Source organism: Mycolicibacterium doricum (genome assembly GCF_010728155.1).
GTDB lineage: Bacteria > Actinomycetota > Actinomycetes > Mycobacteriales > Mycobacteriaceae > Mycobacterium > Mycobacterium doricum.
The window spans coordinates 3,593,085-3,609,058 of record NZ_AP022605.1 but is presented as its reverse complement, the minus strand read 5'-3'; the positions used below and the strand labels follow the sequence as shown (position 1 = coordinate 3,609,058).

Sequence of the window (15,974 nt, the reverse complement as noted above, 5' to 3'; positions counted from 1 at the left end):
TGCTGTGACAACTAATGCAGTCGTGAAGTTGTGCGGTTGCGCCGGCCTGGCGCCGCGATCCTCGGCCACAGCGGCTACCTCGAGAAGTTCGGAACGGCCGGGCAAAAGTAGGGTGGCGGCCGTGATCGACCTCAAACTCCTGCGCGAAAACCCCGACGCCGTGCGCGCCTCACAACGGGCGCGCGGCGAGGACCCCGCGCTCGTCGACGTCCTCCTCGACGCCGACGCGGCCCGGCGCGCCGCGGTGTCGGCCGCCGACAACCTGCGCGCCCGACAGAAGGCGGCCAGCAAGGGAGTCGGCAAGGCCTCTGCGGAGGAGCGGCCCGCATTGCTGGCTGAGGCGAAGGACCTGGCCGAGCAGGTGAAGGCCGCCGAAGCCGCGCAAGCCGACGCCGACCGCAGGTTCACCGCCGCCCACATGGCGATCTCCAATGTCGTCATCGAAGGGGTGCCCGCGGGCGGCGAGGACTGCTTCACCGTCCTCGACGTCGTCGGAGAGCCGCCCCGGGTCGACGATCCGAAGGACCACCTCGAACTCGGCGAGGCGCTCGGGCTGATCGACATGGAGCGGGGCGCCAAGGTGGCCGGCTCGCGTTTCTACTTCCTCACCGGATTGGGCGCGATGCTGCAACTGGGCCTCATGCAACTGGCGGTGCGGTTGGCCACCGACAACGGGTTCACGCTGGTCATCCCGCCGGTGCTGGTGCGCCCCGAGGTGATGGCGGGCACCGGCTTCCTCGGCGCCCACGCCGACGAGGTCTACCGACTGGAGTCCGACGACATGTACCTCGTCGGCACCTCGGAGGTCCCGCTGGCCGGCTACCACGCCGACGAGATCATCGACCTGTCCGCGGGGCCGCGCCGCTACGCCGGGTGGTCGTCCTGCTTCCGCAGGGAGGCAGGGAGCTATGGAAAGGACACCCGCGGAATCATCCGTGTGCACCAGTTCGACAAGGTCGAGGGCTTCATCTACTGCAAACCCGAAGACGCCGAGGCCGAACACCAACGCCTACTGGGCTGGCAACGCGAGATGCTCGCCCACATCGAGGTGCCGTACCGAGTGATCGACGTCGCCGCGGGCGATCTCGGGTCTTCAGCCGCCCGCAAATTCGACTGTGAGGCGTGGGTGCCCACGCAGCAGACCTACCGCGAGCTGACCTCGACGTCGAACTGCACGACCTTCCAGGCCAGGCGGCTGTCCACCCGCTACCGCGACGAGAACGGCAAACCGCAGATCGCCGCCACCCTCAACGGCACGCTGGCCACCACGAGGTGGCTGGTGGCGATCCTGGAGAACCACCAGCAGCCCGACGGTAGCGTGCGGGTACCGGCGGCCCTGGTGCCGTTCGTCGGGACCGAGGTGCTCGAATCGTGATCGATCTGCGACTCGACGAGCTGCGCTCGCCGGAGCGGTAGCGGGGGATCAAGCACCCAAGGGGATCTTCCCGTGGTACGCGCCGGGCGTCGCCGGCCAGTTGGGCGAGTTCGGCGCTGTCGCACGACCGGATCGTGCTGCCCAACAGTGACCAGCCCCTGATCTGCAGATCGAACCCGAGGTCGGGCTCGCGTGCCGGGTGGTGTGGGACGGCGACACCGTCGTGCGGCTCGACCCGTTCGCGCTTGGCGCGTTCAATGACTGCTCGGTCCGCAGACCCGGCGCCGCCAAGATCAGCCACAAGCCGCCAAGATCAGCCACAAGAAGAACGGAGGTATGTCGCTCGAAGGGCGTGGCGCCGCGGTTCTTCGACATCGGCGGCCTCACCGCGGAGGGGCCGACCGCCACGCTGCGGCTGGTGTGCTTCCTGCGGGACCGTGACGGACACGAACACGCCTACGGCCTCGACAGCCCGCTACTCGGCTATTCCTACTGACCGGGATCGGCGCGACGCGCTACACCGAACTGGGACGCTACACCGAACTGGGGCAGTCGACGTTCCTGCAATCCGGCGACGAGGCCATCGTCCGGGTCTACGACACCGAATCGGGCGAAGCCCCGGAACTGCGGCAGACCGTCGTCACGCGGTAGGCGCCCCGGCCGTTTCGCCGCATCCGGGCCGGGTATGGGTTGGGTCATGCGTGCCATGGTCTACCGGGGTCCCTACAAGATCCGGGTCGAAGAGAAGGACATCCCGCGGATCGAGCATCCCAACGATGCCGTCGTCCGGGTGGAGCTGGCCGCGATCTGCGGCTCCGATCTTCACCTGTATCACGGGATGATGCCCGACACCCGGGTCGGGATGACGTTTGGACACGAGTTCATCGGTGTGGTGCACGAAGTCGGCCCGTCGGTGCAGAACCTCCGACCCGGCGACCGGGTGATGGTGCCGTTCAACATCTACTGCGGCTCGTGCTACTTCTGTGCCCGCGGCCTGTACTCCAACTGCCACAACGTCAATCCGAACGCCACGGCAGTCGGCGGCATCTACGGCTACTCCCACACCTGCGGCGGGTACGACGGCGGCCAGGCGGAGTTCGTCCGGGTGCCGTTCGCCGATGTGGGACCCGCCCTGATCCCGGACACCATTTCTGACGAGGACGCGCTGATGTGCACCGACGCGCTGGCGACCGGGTACTTCGGCGCGCAACTCGGTGACATCGTCGAGGGCGACGTCGTGGTGGTGTTCGGCGCGGGCCCGGTCGGCCTGTTCGCCGCCCAGTCGGCGTGGCTGATGGGCGCAGGGAGGGTGATCGTCATCGACCACCTCGAGTACCGGTTGGAGAAGGCCCGTGCCATGGCCCACGCCGAGACGTACAACTTCGCCGAGTACGACGACATCGTCGTCCAGATGAAGAAGGCCACCGGCCATCTCGGTGCCGACGTCGTGATCGACGCGGTCGGCGCCGAAGCCGACGGCAACTTCCTGCAGCACGTGGCGGCCGCGAAGTTCAAGATGCAGGGCGGGTCGCCCATTGCGCTGAACTGGGCGATCGACTCGGCGCGCAAGGGCGGGACCATCTCGGTGATGGGTGCGTACGGGCCGATCTTCAGCGCGGTGAAGTTCGGCGACGCGATGAACAAAGGCCTGACGTTGCGGATGAACCAGTGCCCGGCCAAACGGCAGTGGCCGCGATTGTTCTCGCACATCGAGAACGGCTACCTCAAGCCCAGTGAGATCGTGACGCATCGGATTCCGCTCGAGCACATCGCCGAGGCGTATCACATCTTCTCCGCCAAACTCGACAACTGCATCAAGCCGATCATCGTGCCCAGCTCAGCGTGAGGACTGACATGACCTACACCGCAGACCATCCGCCCGTCCCGTCGTCCGAGGAACTGCGGGCCCGTATCCCCGGCTGGGGAGCCGATCTGGACCCTGCCGACCGGCCGTCGGTCCCCAAGCTTCGGCCCGAACCGACCGGGGCGCATTGGGATTTCCCCGAACGGCAATCCGAGAGGTGGCCGCGGGAACGCTCGATCGAGCATGAATTCCTCACCCCGGTCTTCGGCACCTCCGCTCCGCCGCGGGCGCTGTCGGGGGCGATCCGCAAGTACTCCTACGCCAGGCACAGCGAGGGCAAGGCGGCGCACTGGTTGCTGCTGATCCTCGCCGACCGGGTTGACGCCGTAGAACACCACCTGCAGTCGTTCGCGAGCCTGCGCCCGGACAACCCGATCACCGAGACCGGCGTCAAGGCGGAGTTCACCCACAACGGGCTGGCCGCCCGCACCAACACGAAACGCGTTGACCGCAAGCACATGTGGATCGACCCGATCATGGTCGCGGGGCCATGGGTGGTGTCGGCGTGGGTGGCGGCGCGCGGCGTCAAGACAATCGTCGATCGAATCCGTTCCTGACGGGACCGCATGGCCACCAGAGTGAGCATCCTCGGCGTTGGACAGCCCCAACGGCTGACGACTCTGCGTATCGACGACTCTGCGTATCGACGCACCCTGCGTATCGACGATCGGTCGGCCCTCTCGATGGCGGTCCGACTCGCCGACCGGGAGCACCAGTCGGTACCCATGGGCGCCAGGAAGCTGCTACGACGCACTAGCGGCCCAGCAGTTCGTCGAGCATCGCGGTGAACCGCTCGGGGTCGGCCGGGGTGAACGCCGGACGCCACCGGTCGCCGGCCACGTCGAGGGTGACCAACGTCGACTTGAACGGACGGCGCATGTCGAGCGGTAACCACCGTCGCAGATCCGAACTGCCCCACATCCGGAACCGGTGCAGGAACGACCCGAGCGGCTCGGCGGTGTAACTACGGACCTGCTGCAGCGGAATCACCTTCGACGTGCCCGACGGGAAGTGGTAGCGCCGCAACGTGATTGCCTGCTTGTCGAGCTGGACCTGTCCGTCGTCGTAGTACTGCCGCGGTGCGCTCACAGCTGCCCGGTCCGCAGTTCGTGACCCTTGGTCGTCAGGCATCGCCCGTTGTCCAGATTCCATTGCCATCCGTGCAGATTGCATGTCAGCGTGTTGCCCTCGACCACACCGAACTTCGACAGGTCGGCCTTGAGGTGCGGGCAGCGCCGCTGGAACTGGTAGCCGCCCATGGTGATCGACGCCGAATCGTCGTACGCCTCGGCGAACCACCCGTCGGCGTACGCGACGCGTTCGTCGGTGAGGCATTTGAAGAACGTGTACAGGTACTCGTTGTAGCCGCCGACCCGCCAGGCCCGGAAGCGGGTGGACAGGAAGATGGTGTTGACCCAGTCCGGTTCGGCGTCGCGCAGCACGGTGCGCACCAACTCGGGTGCGATCTCGAACCCGTAGCGGAACTTCTCGTCGGCAACCGGCTCGCGCACAACCCTCTTCGGGAAGTCGACGACGACCGTCTCGGCGCCGATCCGCAATTCGACCGGGTAGCCGATACCGTCGCAGATCTGGTCGCTCTGCACCATGATCGGTTCGAACCTGTCGCGCAGCGGCTCGAGTAGCGAGTCGCCGTGCGCCGACGCCCACGTCGCCTTCTCTGCGGCCAGCACCGGCGCCATGCGCTGCGCGAAGGCCTCGAGGTAGTCCGCCTTGCCGGTGGTGAAGATCTCCTCCACCTCGTCGTCGGGCAGCGGGTGGGTCAGCGAATGCAACTGGGAGCCGGTGAACTCCGCGGTCGATCCGGGGATCATCAGCAGGCCACCGTCGTGGCCGTGTCTGCGCATCTGGTCGAGGAACACCATCTGGTCGGGGAAGATGTTTGCCGGATCGCCGTGGTCGTCGTTGAGGTCGCGCAGTTCGGGATCGAGGAAGCACGGCGGGCCCGCCGACGGAATTATCCAGGTGGCGCCGACCTGCGCGATGTACTGGCGGCACCGGTCCATCTGACGCTGCCGCTTCTGCGTGCCGAAGGCCTCCTTCGCCCGGGTGGGCATGTCGTAGACCATTGGGTACCAGATCGCGCCCGAGTACTGCAGCATGTGAACGTCGACGTGGCCGAAGTCGGCGGCCAGCACATCGAGGTCGACGGGCCGCGCGTCGTTCATGTTGAACGCGACGGTGTCGCCGTCGTCGACCACCAGACCGGAGTCTCCGATCGGACCGTCGGCCGGCGCCCGCAGCGCGATGATCATCACGTCGAGGTCGCCCTTGGGTCCGCTGACGCGGTGCTTGACCGAGTTCGTAGTCTCGAAGAAGCGGCGGAAACCTAGTTTCTGCAGTTCGCGCTGGAGATCGGGCACCGGATAGTCGGGCAGCAGCACGACGGCGTCCTTGTTGACGTGCTCGCTCAGGTTCTTCGGGTCGAAGTGGTCCTTGTGCAGGTGGGAGACGTAGAGATAGTCGACGTCGCCGAGGGCGTCCCAGTCGAGCTGGGTGTTGTCCGGGAACGGGAACCACGAGGCGAAGTAGGCCGGGTTGACCCACGGGTCACACAGGATGCTCCCCGCCTTGGTGTCGATCCGGAAGCCGGCGTGCCCGACGCTGGTGACTTGCACGTTTTCCCTCCCTGCACGTGATGTCACGTGCATGACCACGTCGCCCCAGTCTAAGCGCCGCGGCGGGTGCAGATCGCCCCGCCGCGACCGGGTGGGGTATGGCTTACCGCGCTGCCATGTCTGGCCCACTACGCTGGCCCTGTGGAACCGGTATACGGAACAGTCATCCAACTCGCGCGGCTGACGTGGCGCATGCAGGGGTTGAAGTTCAGCGTCACCGGCGTCGAGAACCTTCCCGCGACCGGCGGCGCCGTGATCGCGATCAACCACACCAGCTATTTCGACTTCACCTTCGCCGGTTTGCCGGCCTATCGGCAGGGCCTGGGCCGCAAGGTCCGTTTCATGGCGAAGAAGGAAGTGTTCGACCATAAGATCACCGGACCGATCATGCGCAGCCTGCGCCACATCGAAGTGGACCGCGACAGCGGCGCCGCCTCGTTCGAGCACGCCTGCCAGGCGCTGGCGGCTGGCGAGCTGGTCGGCGTCTACCCCGAGGCGACGATCAGCCGCAGCTTCGAGATCAAGGAGTTCAAGTCGGGGGCGGCGCGGATGGCGATCGCTGCGCAGGTGCCGATCGTCCCGCACATCGTGTGGGGGGCACAGCGCATCTGGACCAAAGGGCATCCCAAGAAGCTGGCGCGCCCGAAGGTGCCGATCTCGGTCGCCGTCGGCGAACCGATCGAGCCCACGCTGCCGGCGCCGGAGTTGTCGGCGCTGCTGCACCACCGGATGCAGCATCTGCTCGAACGAGTGCAGGACGCCTACGGCCCCCATCCGCCGGGAGAGTTCTGGGTTCCGCACCGGCTCGGTGGCGGGGCCCCCACGCTGGCGGAGGCCAACCGGATGGACATGGAGGAAGCGGCGGAGAAGGCGGCCCGCCGCGCCGAGCGGCCCGGGCCCGGTGGGGTGCCGGAGTAGCGCCTATGGAGCCCGTCTTTCGCACGCTCGAGATCGCCGCGGAGGCGGCGACGAGGGCCACCGGGACACGGATCACCTACCACGGACTCGACAATCTCCCCGCTCACGGCGGAGCGGTCGTCGCGATCAACCACACCGGATACATCGACTTCTTGCCGGCTGCGCTGGCGGCCAAGCGCCGCGGGCGGCGCATGCGGTTCATGATCAAAGCGGAGATGGAGCAGGTCAGAGTGGTCGGCTATCTGATCAGGCACAGCGGCACCATCCCCGTCGACCGGCGTGCGGGCGCCGGCGCGTATGCCGCCGCAGTCCAGGCGCTGCGCGCCGGCGAACTGGTCGGTGTGTACCCCGAGGCAACGATCAGCCGCAGCTTCGAACTCAAGGAGTTCAAGACCGGTGCGGTGCGCATGGCGATCGAGGCCGGGGTGCCGATCGTCCCACTGGTCGTCTGGGGTGCCCAACGCGTGTGGACCAAGGACCATCCCCGCGCGCTGGGCCGCAGGCGGATCCCGATCACGGTGGTGGTGGGCGAGCCGATCACTCCGGCGGGGCCGGTTTCGGAACTGAGCGCCACGCTGCGTGCGGCGATGAACGTTCTGCTGGAGCAGGCACAGGCAGACTATCCCGCCCCCGCCGGGCAGTATTGGGTGCCGCGCAGGCTGGGAGGTGGCGCGCCCACCCTCGATCAAGCCAGACGCCTCGACGAGGCGGAGTTGGCGGAACGTGCCCGGAGGCGGGCAGAAGGCAGACGCGCGAGGTGACGACACACGAGATGACGTTGACAACATGACCCTGCCCGCGATGATCGCCACCGACGTGGACGGCACGCTGCTCGACGACGACGAAAAGGTCTCGCCGCGCACGCGCGCGGCCGTGCACGCCGCCGTCGACGCGGGCGTGCATTTCGTGCTCGCGACCGGACGCCCACCCCGCTGGATTGCGCCGGTCGTCGACGGGCTCGGTCTGGCGCCGATGGCGGTGTGCGCCAACGGCGCGGTCATCTACGACCCGGCCACCGACCGCATCGTGTCGGCGCGCACCCTGTCCACCGACACGTTGTGCCAACTGGCCGACATCGCCGCCCGAGTCATCCCCGGCTCCGGTCTGGCCGTGGAGCGGGTCGGCCACTCCGCCCACGACGCGGCGACACCGCAGTTCGTCAGCTCACCCGGGTACGAACACGCCTGGCTCAACCCCGACAACACCGAGGTGTCGCTCGACGACCTGCTCAGCGCGCCCGCGGTCAAACTGCTCATTCGCAAGTCGGGGGGGAGCAGTGCCGAGATGGCGGCGGAGCTGGCCAAACACGTCACCGTCGAGGGGGACATCACCTATTCGACGAACAACGGGCTGATCGAGGTCATGCCGCCCGGTATCAGCAAGGCCAGTGGCATCCAACAGCTCGCCGGTCCGCTCGGGCTGGTCGCCGGCGACGTACTGACGTTCGGCGACATGCCCAACGACGTGCCGATGCTGCGCTGGGCCGGCCACGGTGTGGCGATGGGTAACGCGCATCCCGAGGCGGTGTCCGCCGCCGACGAGGTGACGTCCCGCAACTCCGACGACGGTGTGGCGCGGGTCCTCGAGCGCTGGTGGCTCTAGCTCCGATCGATCGTCGGACCTTCTCTGCCAGGCTCATGCTCGCCGCTCGAGCGTCGTAACCACTAGGGGTTGATCGGGGCGGTGAAGCGCTCGAGCTGCACCGGCGGGGTGTGCGACGACGCGGGCGGCAAATCCAGTGGCACACCGTCGATCACACGGGTCACGGTGCTCTTCTCGCGGTCGAAGTTCAGCGTGCCGTGCTGGAAGTTCTGCTTGACCCACAGCGGTTCCTGGATCTCGCCGCTGGTGGGCAGTCCGAGGGCGCCGCGTTCGAATCCGAGCGACCCCCATGCGTCGTAGATGGCGCCCGTCACCGGTGCCGCACCGGTTTCCGGTGACCAGTACATCGCGCCGCGTTCGAACCGCACGTAGCGGGCAGTCTCCGCACCGGCGGCCTCCGGTGAAGTGGGTGCGCCGAGCGCGCCGGCCATCCCACCCATCTTGGTCCAGCGGTCGAAAATGGCTCCGCCACGCAGGCTCTCGGCGAGATCCTCCGGCCCTGGCGGTGCGTTGAACCGGGCGGCGATCGCCCGCAGGTCACCCATCGCGGCGTACGCGGCGTTGCCGGGGCATTCGGTGTTGCCGACGTCGCGGTGGGTGAAGATGCTCGGCAGCGTGGGCGTCGAGCCGGCCGGGAAGTGCGTGAAGGAGCCGCCGGCGCTGGTCAGCGCCGTGGTGCCCATCGGGTCGATGTGGTCGAGACCCAGCCGCCAGCCCAGCAGCCTGCCGGTGGTGCGTAGCTGGATCGGCGTGGGTGGAACCACCTCGAAGTTGCCCATCATCGCGACACCCCAGGTGTCGGTGTTGAAGCCGCCGGTGTGGGACGCCTCGACCGGGCGGTCCATTCCGCCGGCGCGGCCTTCGAAGACCTGGCCGAACTTGTCGACCAGGGCGTTGTAACCGAGGTCGCACCAGCCCAGCGTGCGGGTGTGGTACTCGTAGATCGACCGGACCATTCCGGCCGAATCCTCGGGCCGGTAGTCGTTGCTGCCGGCGGTGTGGTGTACGACCCCGGCGCGGACGGCGGCGTCATAGCGCGGCGCTCCGCACCGCATCGATTCGTCGGCGCCCCACTGTGCCCGCGTGATGACCCGCGGCGGCACCCCGGGGGCCAACACCGCGTTGGGCAGCGGCGCGGCGTCCGCCGGCGCCTGCGGCGGGCTGATCAGCACCGCGTTGATGTTCTGCGCGAACGGCTGCTCGACGGTGGCGGGCACGTAGCCGAGGTCGGGACCGCGGTGTTCGTCGGCGGACGGCGCGCTCGGGGGCGCGTTGGTCGGCCGCGTCACGGCGATCTGGACGGCCGTGGTGCGTCCGACGAACACCGGATCGGTCCCGCGGCGCGCGGCGGTTTCCTCGCCGACCCCTTCGAGGGGTTCGGCCTCGTACCACGGTCCCCAGGAGCCGTCGCCCTTCTTGGCGCGCACCCGTGCGGAGGTACCGGTGAGGTCGTCGGCGGTCAACGCGACCATGGAGAACGGGGTGTCCTGGTGGATCTCGCGGACGGTCTCTCCACCGCCCAGCCCGGCGAGGGGTCGTTCGGTCAGGGTCGGGGCGCCGGCGGCCGCGGATACACCGTCGTCCCCGGGCAGCCCGTCGATCGCCCATGGAAGGACCACGAGCGTCGCCGCAAGCGCGGTGAAGAAGAGCGACGGCGCGGGTCGGCGGGACAGCACGGACTGATGTTACGTATGTGCAAGTTGTTACCGATGTTTCGACACGGCCGAAAACCGCAACCGATCACATCGCAACGGCACCGCAGAGCCGCTTGGCTTCTGCGGTGCCGTTTCGATGCAGGACTTCTAGCCGCCCGCGGCGGCTGGCGGCGGCGGGGGGAGCGGCGCACCCGCCGGTGGCGCCGCCGACTTGATGGCCCCGGTGATCGCGGGCACCACGACACCTTTGAGCAGGTCGATGGCCTGGCTGGCGCCCAGCTGGTTTGCCGCGCTGGACAGGTCGCCGAGCAGCCCTGTGCTGGCGGGAGCGGTGGGCACCGTCGCCATCAGCGGATCGCCGAGGATGGGATAGGTCCCCAGCGCCGGATCCGCGCCCAGCGGCGCCAAGATCGGCACCTCGCCCGGCATCGTCAGGGCGCCGGTGGAGATCGGGGTGAGTGCCGGGTCGAGACCGGCTGCCGGCGTAGTGAGGCCCGGTGTGCTCAGCCCGGGGGCCGTCAGCCCCGACAGGTCACCGGCCGGGCTGGTCAGCGCGGGACTGGTGAGCGCGGGGTTGGCCAGGCCGGCGTCGAGTCCCGGGGTCGTCGCGGTCAGTGGCGGCACCTCGGCACCCGGCGTCGTCAGGCCGGGGGCGGTCAGACCGGGGCTGGCCAGGCTGGGCGCAGTCAGACCCGGGGAGGTGAGCCCTGGCGTGGCCAGCCCCGGTGTGGTCAGCGTGGTGGGGGCGGCCGGCGCGCCGTTCAGCATCGGCGGCAGGTTGATGCCGAACGACGACAGCCCCTGGGACAACGCGGACATCAGCTCACTGGGCAGGTCGGTGACCATGGCGGCTTGAACGAACTCACGGTGCTGAGGCGCATCGGTGGACCCCGAGAGCTCGGTCACGGCAACGGCTGCGACTGGACTTGCGACGGCCAGGGCGGCGAACGCGCTCATGGCTGTCGAGGCCTTGCTGCGACGTCGGTTCGGCACGGAAGTCTCCTCAATACATGGACTACATCTGGTTATCGGTCGTAGGGCCAATCGGTGTCGAGCGCGCCCAACTCCCTGCCTCGAGCCCACGCTCCGACGTAATCGATGCTACTGGCGTGACTAGTGCGACTAGAGTGGCGATACTGAATCGTGAGCTAATTGCGACCTCGACTCGCCGACCCGATACGGCGCGGGCGCGGCCAGCATGTCGGGGACAGTGGCCACAGTCGGATACCCTGGCTGCCGATGAGCTCCCACTTCGACCTTTTCGTCGTCGGCTCCGGCTTCTTCGGTCTGACGATCGCCGAGCGTGTGGCGACCCAGTTGGACAAGCGGGTCCTCGTCATCGAGCGACGGCCGCACCTCGGGGGTAACGCCTACTCCGAACCGGAGCCGCAGACCGGCATCGAGGTGCACCGCTACGGTGCGCACCTGTTCCACACCTCCAATCGACGGGTGTGGGACTACGTGCGTCAGTTCACCGAGTTCACCGGCTATCAGCACCGGGTGTTCGCCCTGCACAACGGCCAGGCCTACCAGTTCCCGATGGGGCTCGGGCTGGTCAGCCAGTTCTTCGGCCGCTACTTCACCCCTGACGAGGCGCGGGCCCTGATCGCCGAGCAGGCCGCCGAGATCGACACCGTGGACGCGCAGAACCTCGAGGAGAAGGCGATCTCGCTGATCGGCCGGCCGCTCTACGAGGCATTCGTCAAGCACTACACCGCCAAGCAGTGGCAGACCGACCCGAAGGAGCTGCCCGCATCGACGATCAACCGCCTGCCGGTGCGCTACACCTTCGACAACCGCTACTTCAACGACACCTATGAAGGTCTGCCCGTCGAGGGCTACACGAAGTGGCTGGAGAACATGGCCGCCGACGACCGCATCGAGGTCAGGCTGGACACCGACTGGTTCGACGTCCGTGACCAACTCCGGGCCACCAGCCCCGGCGCCCCGGTCGTCTACACCGGGCCGGTCGACCGTTACTTCGACTACGACGAGGGCCGGCTGGGCTGGCGCACCCTCGACTTCGAGCTCGAGGTGCTCGACACCGGCGATTTCCAGGGCACCCCGGTGATGAACTACAACGACGCCGACGTGCCGTACACCCGTATCCACGAGTTCCGGCACTTCCATCCCGAGCGGGCGTACCCGACGGACAAGACCGTGATCATGCGCGAGTTCTCCCGGTTCGCCGACGAGGACGACGAGCCCTACTATCCGATCAACACCGAGTCCGACCGCGCGCTGCTGGCCGCCTACCGGGCGAAGGCCAAGGCCGAGACCGCGTCGGCCAAGGTGCTGTTCGGCGGGCGACTGGGCACCTACCAGTACCTCGACATGCATATGGCGATCGCCAGCGCGCTGAACATGTACGACAACACGCTGGCGCCGCACCTGCGCGACGGCAGTGCGCTGACCTGCCCCAAAGAAGATTGAGTGAGAGCAACCCAGAATGAGTGAGATCCCGACCGGTGGGCCGGCCGCCGGCGATTCCCGCGCAGTCAGCCTGCTGTCGCGGGTGATCCTGCCCCGGCCGGGCGAACCTCTCGATGTCCGCAAGCTCTATGTGGAGGAATCCGACACCAACGCCCGCCGGGCCCACGCCCGCACCCGCACCACCCTGGAGATCGGCGCCGAGTCCGAGGTGTCGTTCGCGACCTACTTCAACGCGTTCCCGGCGAGCTACTGGCGGCGCTGGTCGACGCTGACCTCGGTGGTCCTGCGGACCGAGCTGACGGGCAGCGGTCGGGTCGACCTCTACCGCACCAAGGCCACCGGGGCCCGCATCTTCGTGGAAGGCAAGGCGTTCGCGAGTGAGGCCGACCGTCGCACGGCCGTCGAGGTGGAGATCGGCCTCCAGCCGTTCGAGGACGGTGGCTGGATCTGGTTCGACATCACCACCGACAGTGCCGTCACACTGCACAGCGCCGGCTGGTACGCGCCGGTGCCCGCGCCGGGGGTGGCCAACATCGCAGTCGGCATCCCGACCTTCAACCGTCCCGACGACTGTGTGAACTCGTTGCGGGCACTGACGTCGGACCCGTTGGTCGACAAGGTGATCGGCGCCGTGATCGTGCCGGACCAGGGCAACCGGAAGCTGCGCGATCACCCCGACTTCGCCGAGGCGGTGGCGCCGCTGGGCAACCGACTGTCCATCCACGACCAGCCCAACCTGGGCGGGTCCGGCGGCTACAGCCGGGTGATGTACGAGGCGCTGAAGAACACCGACTGCGAACAGATCCTGTTCATGGACGACGACATCCGCGTCGAACCCGACTCGATCCTGCGCGCCCTGTCGTTGAACCGGTTCGCCAAGTCACCGATGCTGGTCGGCGGACAGATGTTGAACCTGCAGGAGCCGTCGCACTTGCACATCATGGGCGAGGTTGTCGACCGGGCCGACTTCATGTGGACATCGGCGCCCTACACCGAGTACGACCACGACTTTGCCAGGTATCCGCTGCACGCCGACGACTATCGCAGCCGGCTGCTGCACCGGCGCATCGACGTCGACTACAACGGCTGGTGGATGTGCATGATCCCGCGCGAGGTCGCCGAGGAACTGGGCCAGCCCTTGCCGTTGTTCATCAAGTGGGACGACGCCGAATACGGGCTGCGCGCCGCCGAACGGGGATATCCGACCGCCACCATGCCTGGGACCGCGATCTGGCACATGGCGTGGAGCGACAAGGACGACGCGATCGACTGGCAGGCGTACTTCCACCTGCGCAACCGGTTGGTGGTGGCGGCGCTGCACTGGGACGGCGACATCGGCGGCCTGGTCCGCAGTCATTTCAAGGCCACCCTCAAACACCTGGCCTGCCTCGAGTACTCGACCGTCGAGATCCAGAACAAGGCGATGGACGACTTCCTCGCCGGGCCCGAGCACATCTTCTCGATCCTCGAGAGCGCGCTGCCCGAGGTGCACCGCATCCGCAAGCAGTATCCGGACGCCGTGGTGATGCCCGCGGCAAGTGAGCTGCCGCCGCCGTCGGAGAAGCTGCAGAAGATCGACCCGCCGGTGGCCAAACCGGTCATCGCCTACCACCTGATCCGTGGCATCGTGCATAACGCCAGGAAGGCCGACCCGCAGCACCACCAGCGCCCGCAGCTCAACGTGCCGACCCAGAACTCCCGATGGTTCCTGCTGTCCAAGTACGACGGTGTGACGGTGACGACCGCCGACGGCCGCGGCGTCGTCTACCGCCAGCGGGACCGCGCGAAGATGCTCGCACTGCTTCGTCAGTCGCTGCGCAGGCAGCGCCGGCTGGCCCGCCGATTCGACGACATGCGGCGCGTCTATCGGGAAGCGCTGCCGGCGCTGGCCAGCAAGCAGAAATGGGAATCGGTGCTGCTTTCCCTGCAAGAAGCTCAAGAAGAGCGATGAGCGATGGTTGACGAACCGCGCGGCGAGGATGCCGCGTTGGTGGCGGTGCAGGCGGCGCTCGCCGGCCGCCCCGGAGTGCTCTCGGGTGCACGGGCACTGTCCCACTTCGGTGAGCACAGCGCTGGCTGGCTGGCGGTGGCCGGACTGGGCGCGCTGCTGCAGCCCGGACGCCGTCGCGACTGGCTCGTCGCCGGCGCGGGCGCGTTCGCCGCACACATCGCCGCGGTGCTGATCAAACCGGTGGTGCGCCGGGAACGGCCGCATCATCCGGCGATCGCCGTCAACGTCGGCACCCCTAGCCGGCTGAGTCTCCCCTCTGCGCATGCGACCTCCACCACCGCGGCTGCGGTGCTGCTCGGCCGGGTGACCGGATTGCCGTTGCCCGCGGTGCTGGTGCCCCCGATGGCGTTGTCGCGACTGGTGCTGGGCGTGCACTATCCCAGTGACGTGATGACCGGTGTCGCGGTCGGTGCGGTGGTCGCCGAGGTCACCGCGCGGATGGCGGAGCGAACCGGCGCCCGGGGACGACACTGCCCGGGGACGACACTGATGGCCGGCAGAGGTGAGCACAACGCAATGGAGCGGATCGAGATGGGTTCTGGGCGTCATGGGTATCGGAATGAGTGAGGAGGCGGCGCCGGTCACCGGGCCGCCGCGCAGCCTGCCCGCAGGGATCATCAAGGCGATCCGGCCGCGGCAGTGGGTCAAGAACCTCCTGGTGCTCGCTGCGCCGCTGGTGGCCCTCGGCGACGACCGGTTCACCTATGACTACCGCACCGTGCTGATCAAGGTGTCGGTGGCATTCGTCGTGTTTTGCCTGGCAGCGTCGAGCGTCTACCTGGTCAACGACGCCCGTGACGTCGAGGCCGACCGCGCCCACCCCACCAAACGGTTCCGGCCCATCGCGGCCGGTGTGGTGTCCCAACGGCTGGCCTACGGCCTCGCTATCGCGCTAGGCGCGGCCTCGCTGATCGTCTCGTGGCTGCTCACGCCGAACCTCGCGCTGGTGATGGCGATCTACATCGCGATCCAGCTGGCGTACTGCTTCGGTCTCAAACACCAAGCAGTCCTTGACATCTGCATCGTCTCGTCCGGATTCCTGATCCGGGCCATCGCGGGCGGTGTGGCCGCCGACGTCCCGCTGTCGCAGTGGTTCCTGCTCGTGATGGCATTCGGATCGTTGTTCATGGCGGCCGGTAAGCGGTACGCCGAACTACAGCTGGCCGAACGGACCGGCGCCAAGATCCGAAAGTCGCTCGAGCGCTACACCACCACCTACCTGCGGTTCGTGTGGACGATGTCCGCGACGGCGGTGGTGCTCTGCTACGGCCTGTGGGCGTTCGGGCGTGACGACCAGGGCGGAACGTCGTGGTTCGTCGTATCGATGATCCCGTTCACCATCGCGATCCTGCGTTACGCCGTCGACGTCGACGGCGGGATGGCCGGTGAGCCAGAGGAGATCGCGCTGCGCGACCGGGTGCTGCAGTTGCTCGCCGTGGCGTGGATCGGAACTGTCGGTGTGGCAGTCGTCTTGGGCTGA

Annotated in this window: 13 protein-coding genes and 2 pseudogenes; 11 read left to right on the top strand and 4 right to left on the bottom strand. The window is 67.9% G+C overall.

What is annotated here, in order from left to right:
* The first annotated feature begins 121 nt into the window (after positions 1-121).
* The 4 genes and pseudogenes from serS (at position 122) to G6N07_RS17640 (ending at position 3,796) form a co-directional block, all read left to right on the top strand.
* Positions 122-1,375: a serine--tRNA ligase gene (serS, locus tag G6N07_RS17655; RefSeq protein ID WP_085188780.1), complete on the top strand. Its 1,254-nt coding sequence runs from the start codon at positions 122-124 to the stop codon at positions 1,373-1,375.
* Between the two features lie 199 nt (positions 1,376-1,574).
* Positions 1,575-2,026: pseudogene (locus tag G6N07_RS17650) on the top strand (DUF5718 family protein).
* Between the two features lie 46 nt (positions 2,027-2,072).
* Positions 2,073-3,221: a zinc-dependent alcohol dehydrogenase gene (locus G6N07_RS17645; protein ID WP_085188782.1), complete on the top strand. Its 1,149-nt coding sequence runs from the start codon at positions 2,073-2,075 to the stop codon at positions 3,219-3,221.
* A gap of 8 nt (positions 3,222-3,229) precedes the next feature.
* Positions 3,230-3,796: a hypothetical protein gene (locus tag G6N07_RS17640; RefSeq protein ID WP_085188725.1), complete on the top strand. Its 567-nt coding sequence runs from the start codon at positions 3,230-3,232 to the stop codon at positions 3,794-3,796.
* A gap of 196 nt (positions 3,797-3,992) precedes the next feature.
* Here the strand turns inward: G6N07_RS17640 and G6N07_RS17635 are convergent, their stop codons facing one another.
* Positions 3,993-4,328 carry a hypothetical protein gene (locus G6N07_RS17635; protein ID WP_085188727.1) on the bottom strand — a complete coding sequence of 112 codons (336 nt, stop codon included), beginning with the start codon at positions 4,326-4,328 and terminating at the stop codon, positions 3,993-3,995.
* Complete coding sequence (locus G6N07_RS17630; RefSeq protein WP_085188729.1) at positions 4,325-5,875, bottom strand: MBL fold metallo-hydrolase; 1,551 nt, start codon at positions 5,873-5,875, stop codon at positions 4,325-4,327. Before G6N07_RS17630 ends, G6N07_RS17635 begins: the two co-directional genes overlap by 4 nt.
* Positions 5,876-6,016: 141 nt before the next feature.
* Here G6N07_RS17630 and G6N07_RS17625 point away from each other — a divergent pair, with 141 nt between their 5' ends.
* From G6N07_RS17625 to G6N07_RS17615, 3 genes are read left to right on the top strand one after another with little or no spacing between them, the layout of a single operon-like run.
* Entirely contained in the window at positions 6,017-6,793 is a 777-nt protein-coding gene (locus tag G6N07_RS17625; protein ID WP_085188731.1) for a lysophospholipid acyltransferase family protein, read from the top strand.
* A 5-nt stretch (positions 6,794-6,798) separates the two neighbouring features.
* On the top strand, positions 6,799-7,554 hold the full coding sequence (locus G6N07_RS17620; protein WP_085188733.1) for a lysophospholipid acyltransferase family protein: 756 nt from the start codon (positions 6,799-6,801) through the stop codon (positions 7,552-7,554).
* 25 nt (positions 7,555-7,579) lie between these two features.
* On the top strand, positions 7,580-8,395 hold the full coding sequence (locus tag G6N07_RS17615; RefSeq protein WP_085188784.1) for a Cof-type HAD-IIB family hydrolase: 816 nt from the start codon (positions 7,580-7,582) through the stop codon (positions 8,393-8,395).
* Between the two features lie 62 nt (positions 8,396-8,457).
* Here G6N07_RS17615 and G6N07_RS17610 read toward each other — a convergent pair whose 3' ends face one another.
* Positions 8,458-10,071, bottom strand: coding sequence for an N-acetylmuramoyl-L-alanine amidase (locus tag G6N07_RS17610; RefSeq protein WP_085188735.1), 1,614 nt, complete (start codon positions 10,069-10,071; stop codon positions 8,458-8,460).
* Positions 10,072-10,197: 126 nt separating this feature from the next.
* Positions 10,198-11,043 carry a hypothetical protein gene (locus tag G6N07_RS17605; RefSeq protein WP_085188737.1) on the bottom strand — a complete coding sequence of 282 codons (846 nt, stop codon included), beginning with the start codon at positions 11,041-11,043 and terminating at the stop codon, positions 10,198-10,200.
* Between the two features lie 246 nt (positions 11,044-11,289).
* On the opposite strand from G6N07_RS17605, the gene glf reads away from it, so the two are divergent.
* The 4 genes and pseudogenes from glf to G6N07_RS17585 all read left to right on the top strand — a co-directional run bounded on the left by glf (position 11,290) and on the right by G6N07_RS17585 (position 15,974).
* Positions 11,290-12,483: a UDP-galactopyranose mutase gene (gene glf, locus G6N07_RS17600; protein WP_085188739.1), complete on the top strand. Its 1,194-nt coding sequence runs from the start codon at positions 11,290-11,292 to the stop codon at positions 12,481-12,483.
* A gap of 16 nt (positions 12,484-12,499) precedes the next feature.
* Positions 12,500-14,434, top strand: coding sequence for a glycosyltransferase (locus tag G6N07_RS17595; protein ID WP_085188741.1), 1,935 nt, complete (start codon positions 12,500-12,502; stop codon positions 14,432-14,434).
* 3 nt (positions 14,435-14,437) lie between these two features.
* A pseudogene (locus G6N07_RS17590) lies at positions 14,438-14,959 on the top strand (phosphatase PAP2 family protein); the annotation flags it as partial.
* Between the two features lie 94 nt (positions 14,960-15,053).
* The gene (locus G6N07_RS17585; RefSeq protein ID WP_165756748.1) at positions 15,054-15,974 is read left to right on the top strand and encodes a decaprenyl-phosphate phosphoribosyltransferase; all 921 of its coding nucleotides are present in this window, start codon (positions 15,054-15,056) and stop codon (positions 15,972-15,974) included.

Coding starts and splice junctions, on each gene's coding strand:
- G6N07_RS17585 (WP_165756748.1), top strand. CDS start 15,054: ATGAGTGAGGAGGCGGCGCCGGTCACCGGGCCGCCGCGCAGCCTGCCC.
- G6N07_RS17645 (WP_085188782.1), top strand. CDS start 2,073: ATGCGTGCCATGGTCTACCGGGGTCCCTACAAGATCCGGGTCGAAGAG.
- G6N07_RS17620 (WP_085188733.1), top strand. CDS start 6,799: ATGGAGCCCGTCTTTCGCACGCTCGAGATCGCCGCGGAGGCGGCGACG.
- G6N07_RS17595 (WP_085188741.1), top strand. CDS start 12,500: ATGAGTGAGATCCCGACCGGTGGGCCGGCCGCCGGCGATTCCCGCGCA.
- G6N07_RS17615 (WP_085188784.1), top strand. CDS start 7,580: ATGACCCTGCCCGCGATGATCGCCACCGACGTGGACGGCACGCTGCTC.
- G6N07_RS17640 (WP_085188725.1), top strand. CDS start 3,230: ATGACCTACACCGCAGACCATCCGCCCGTCCCGTCGTCCGAGGAACTG.
- glf (WP_085188739.1), top strand. CDS start 11,290: ATGAGCTCCCACTTCGACCTTTTCGTCGTCGGCTCCGGCTTCTTCGGT.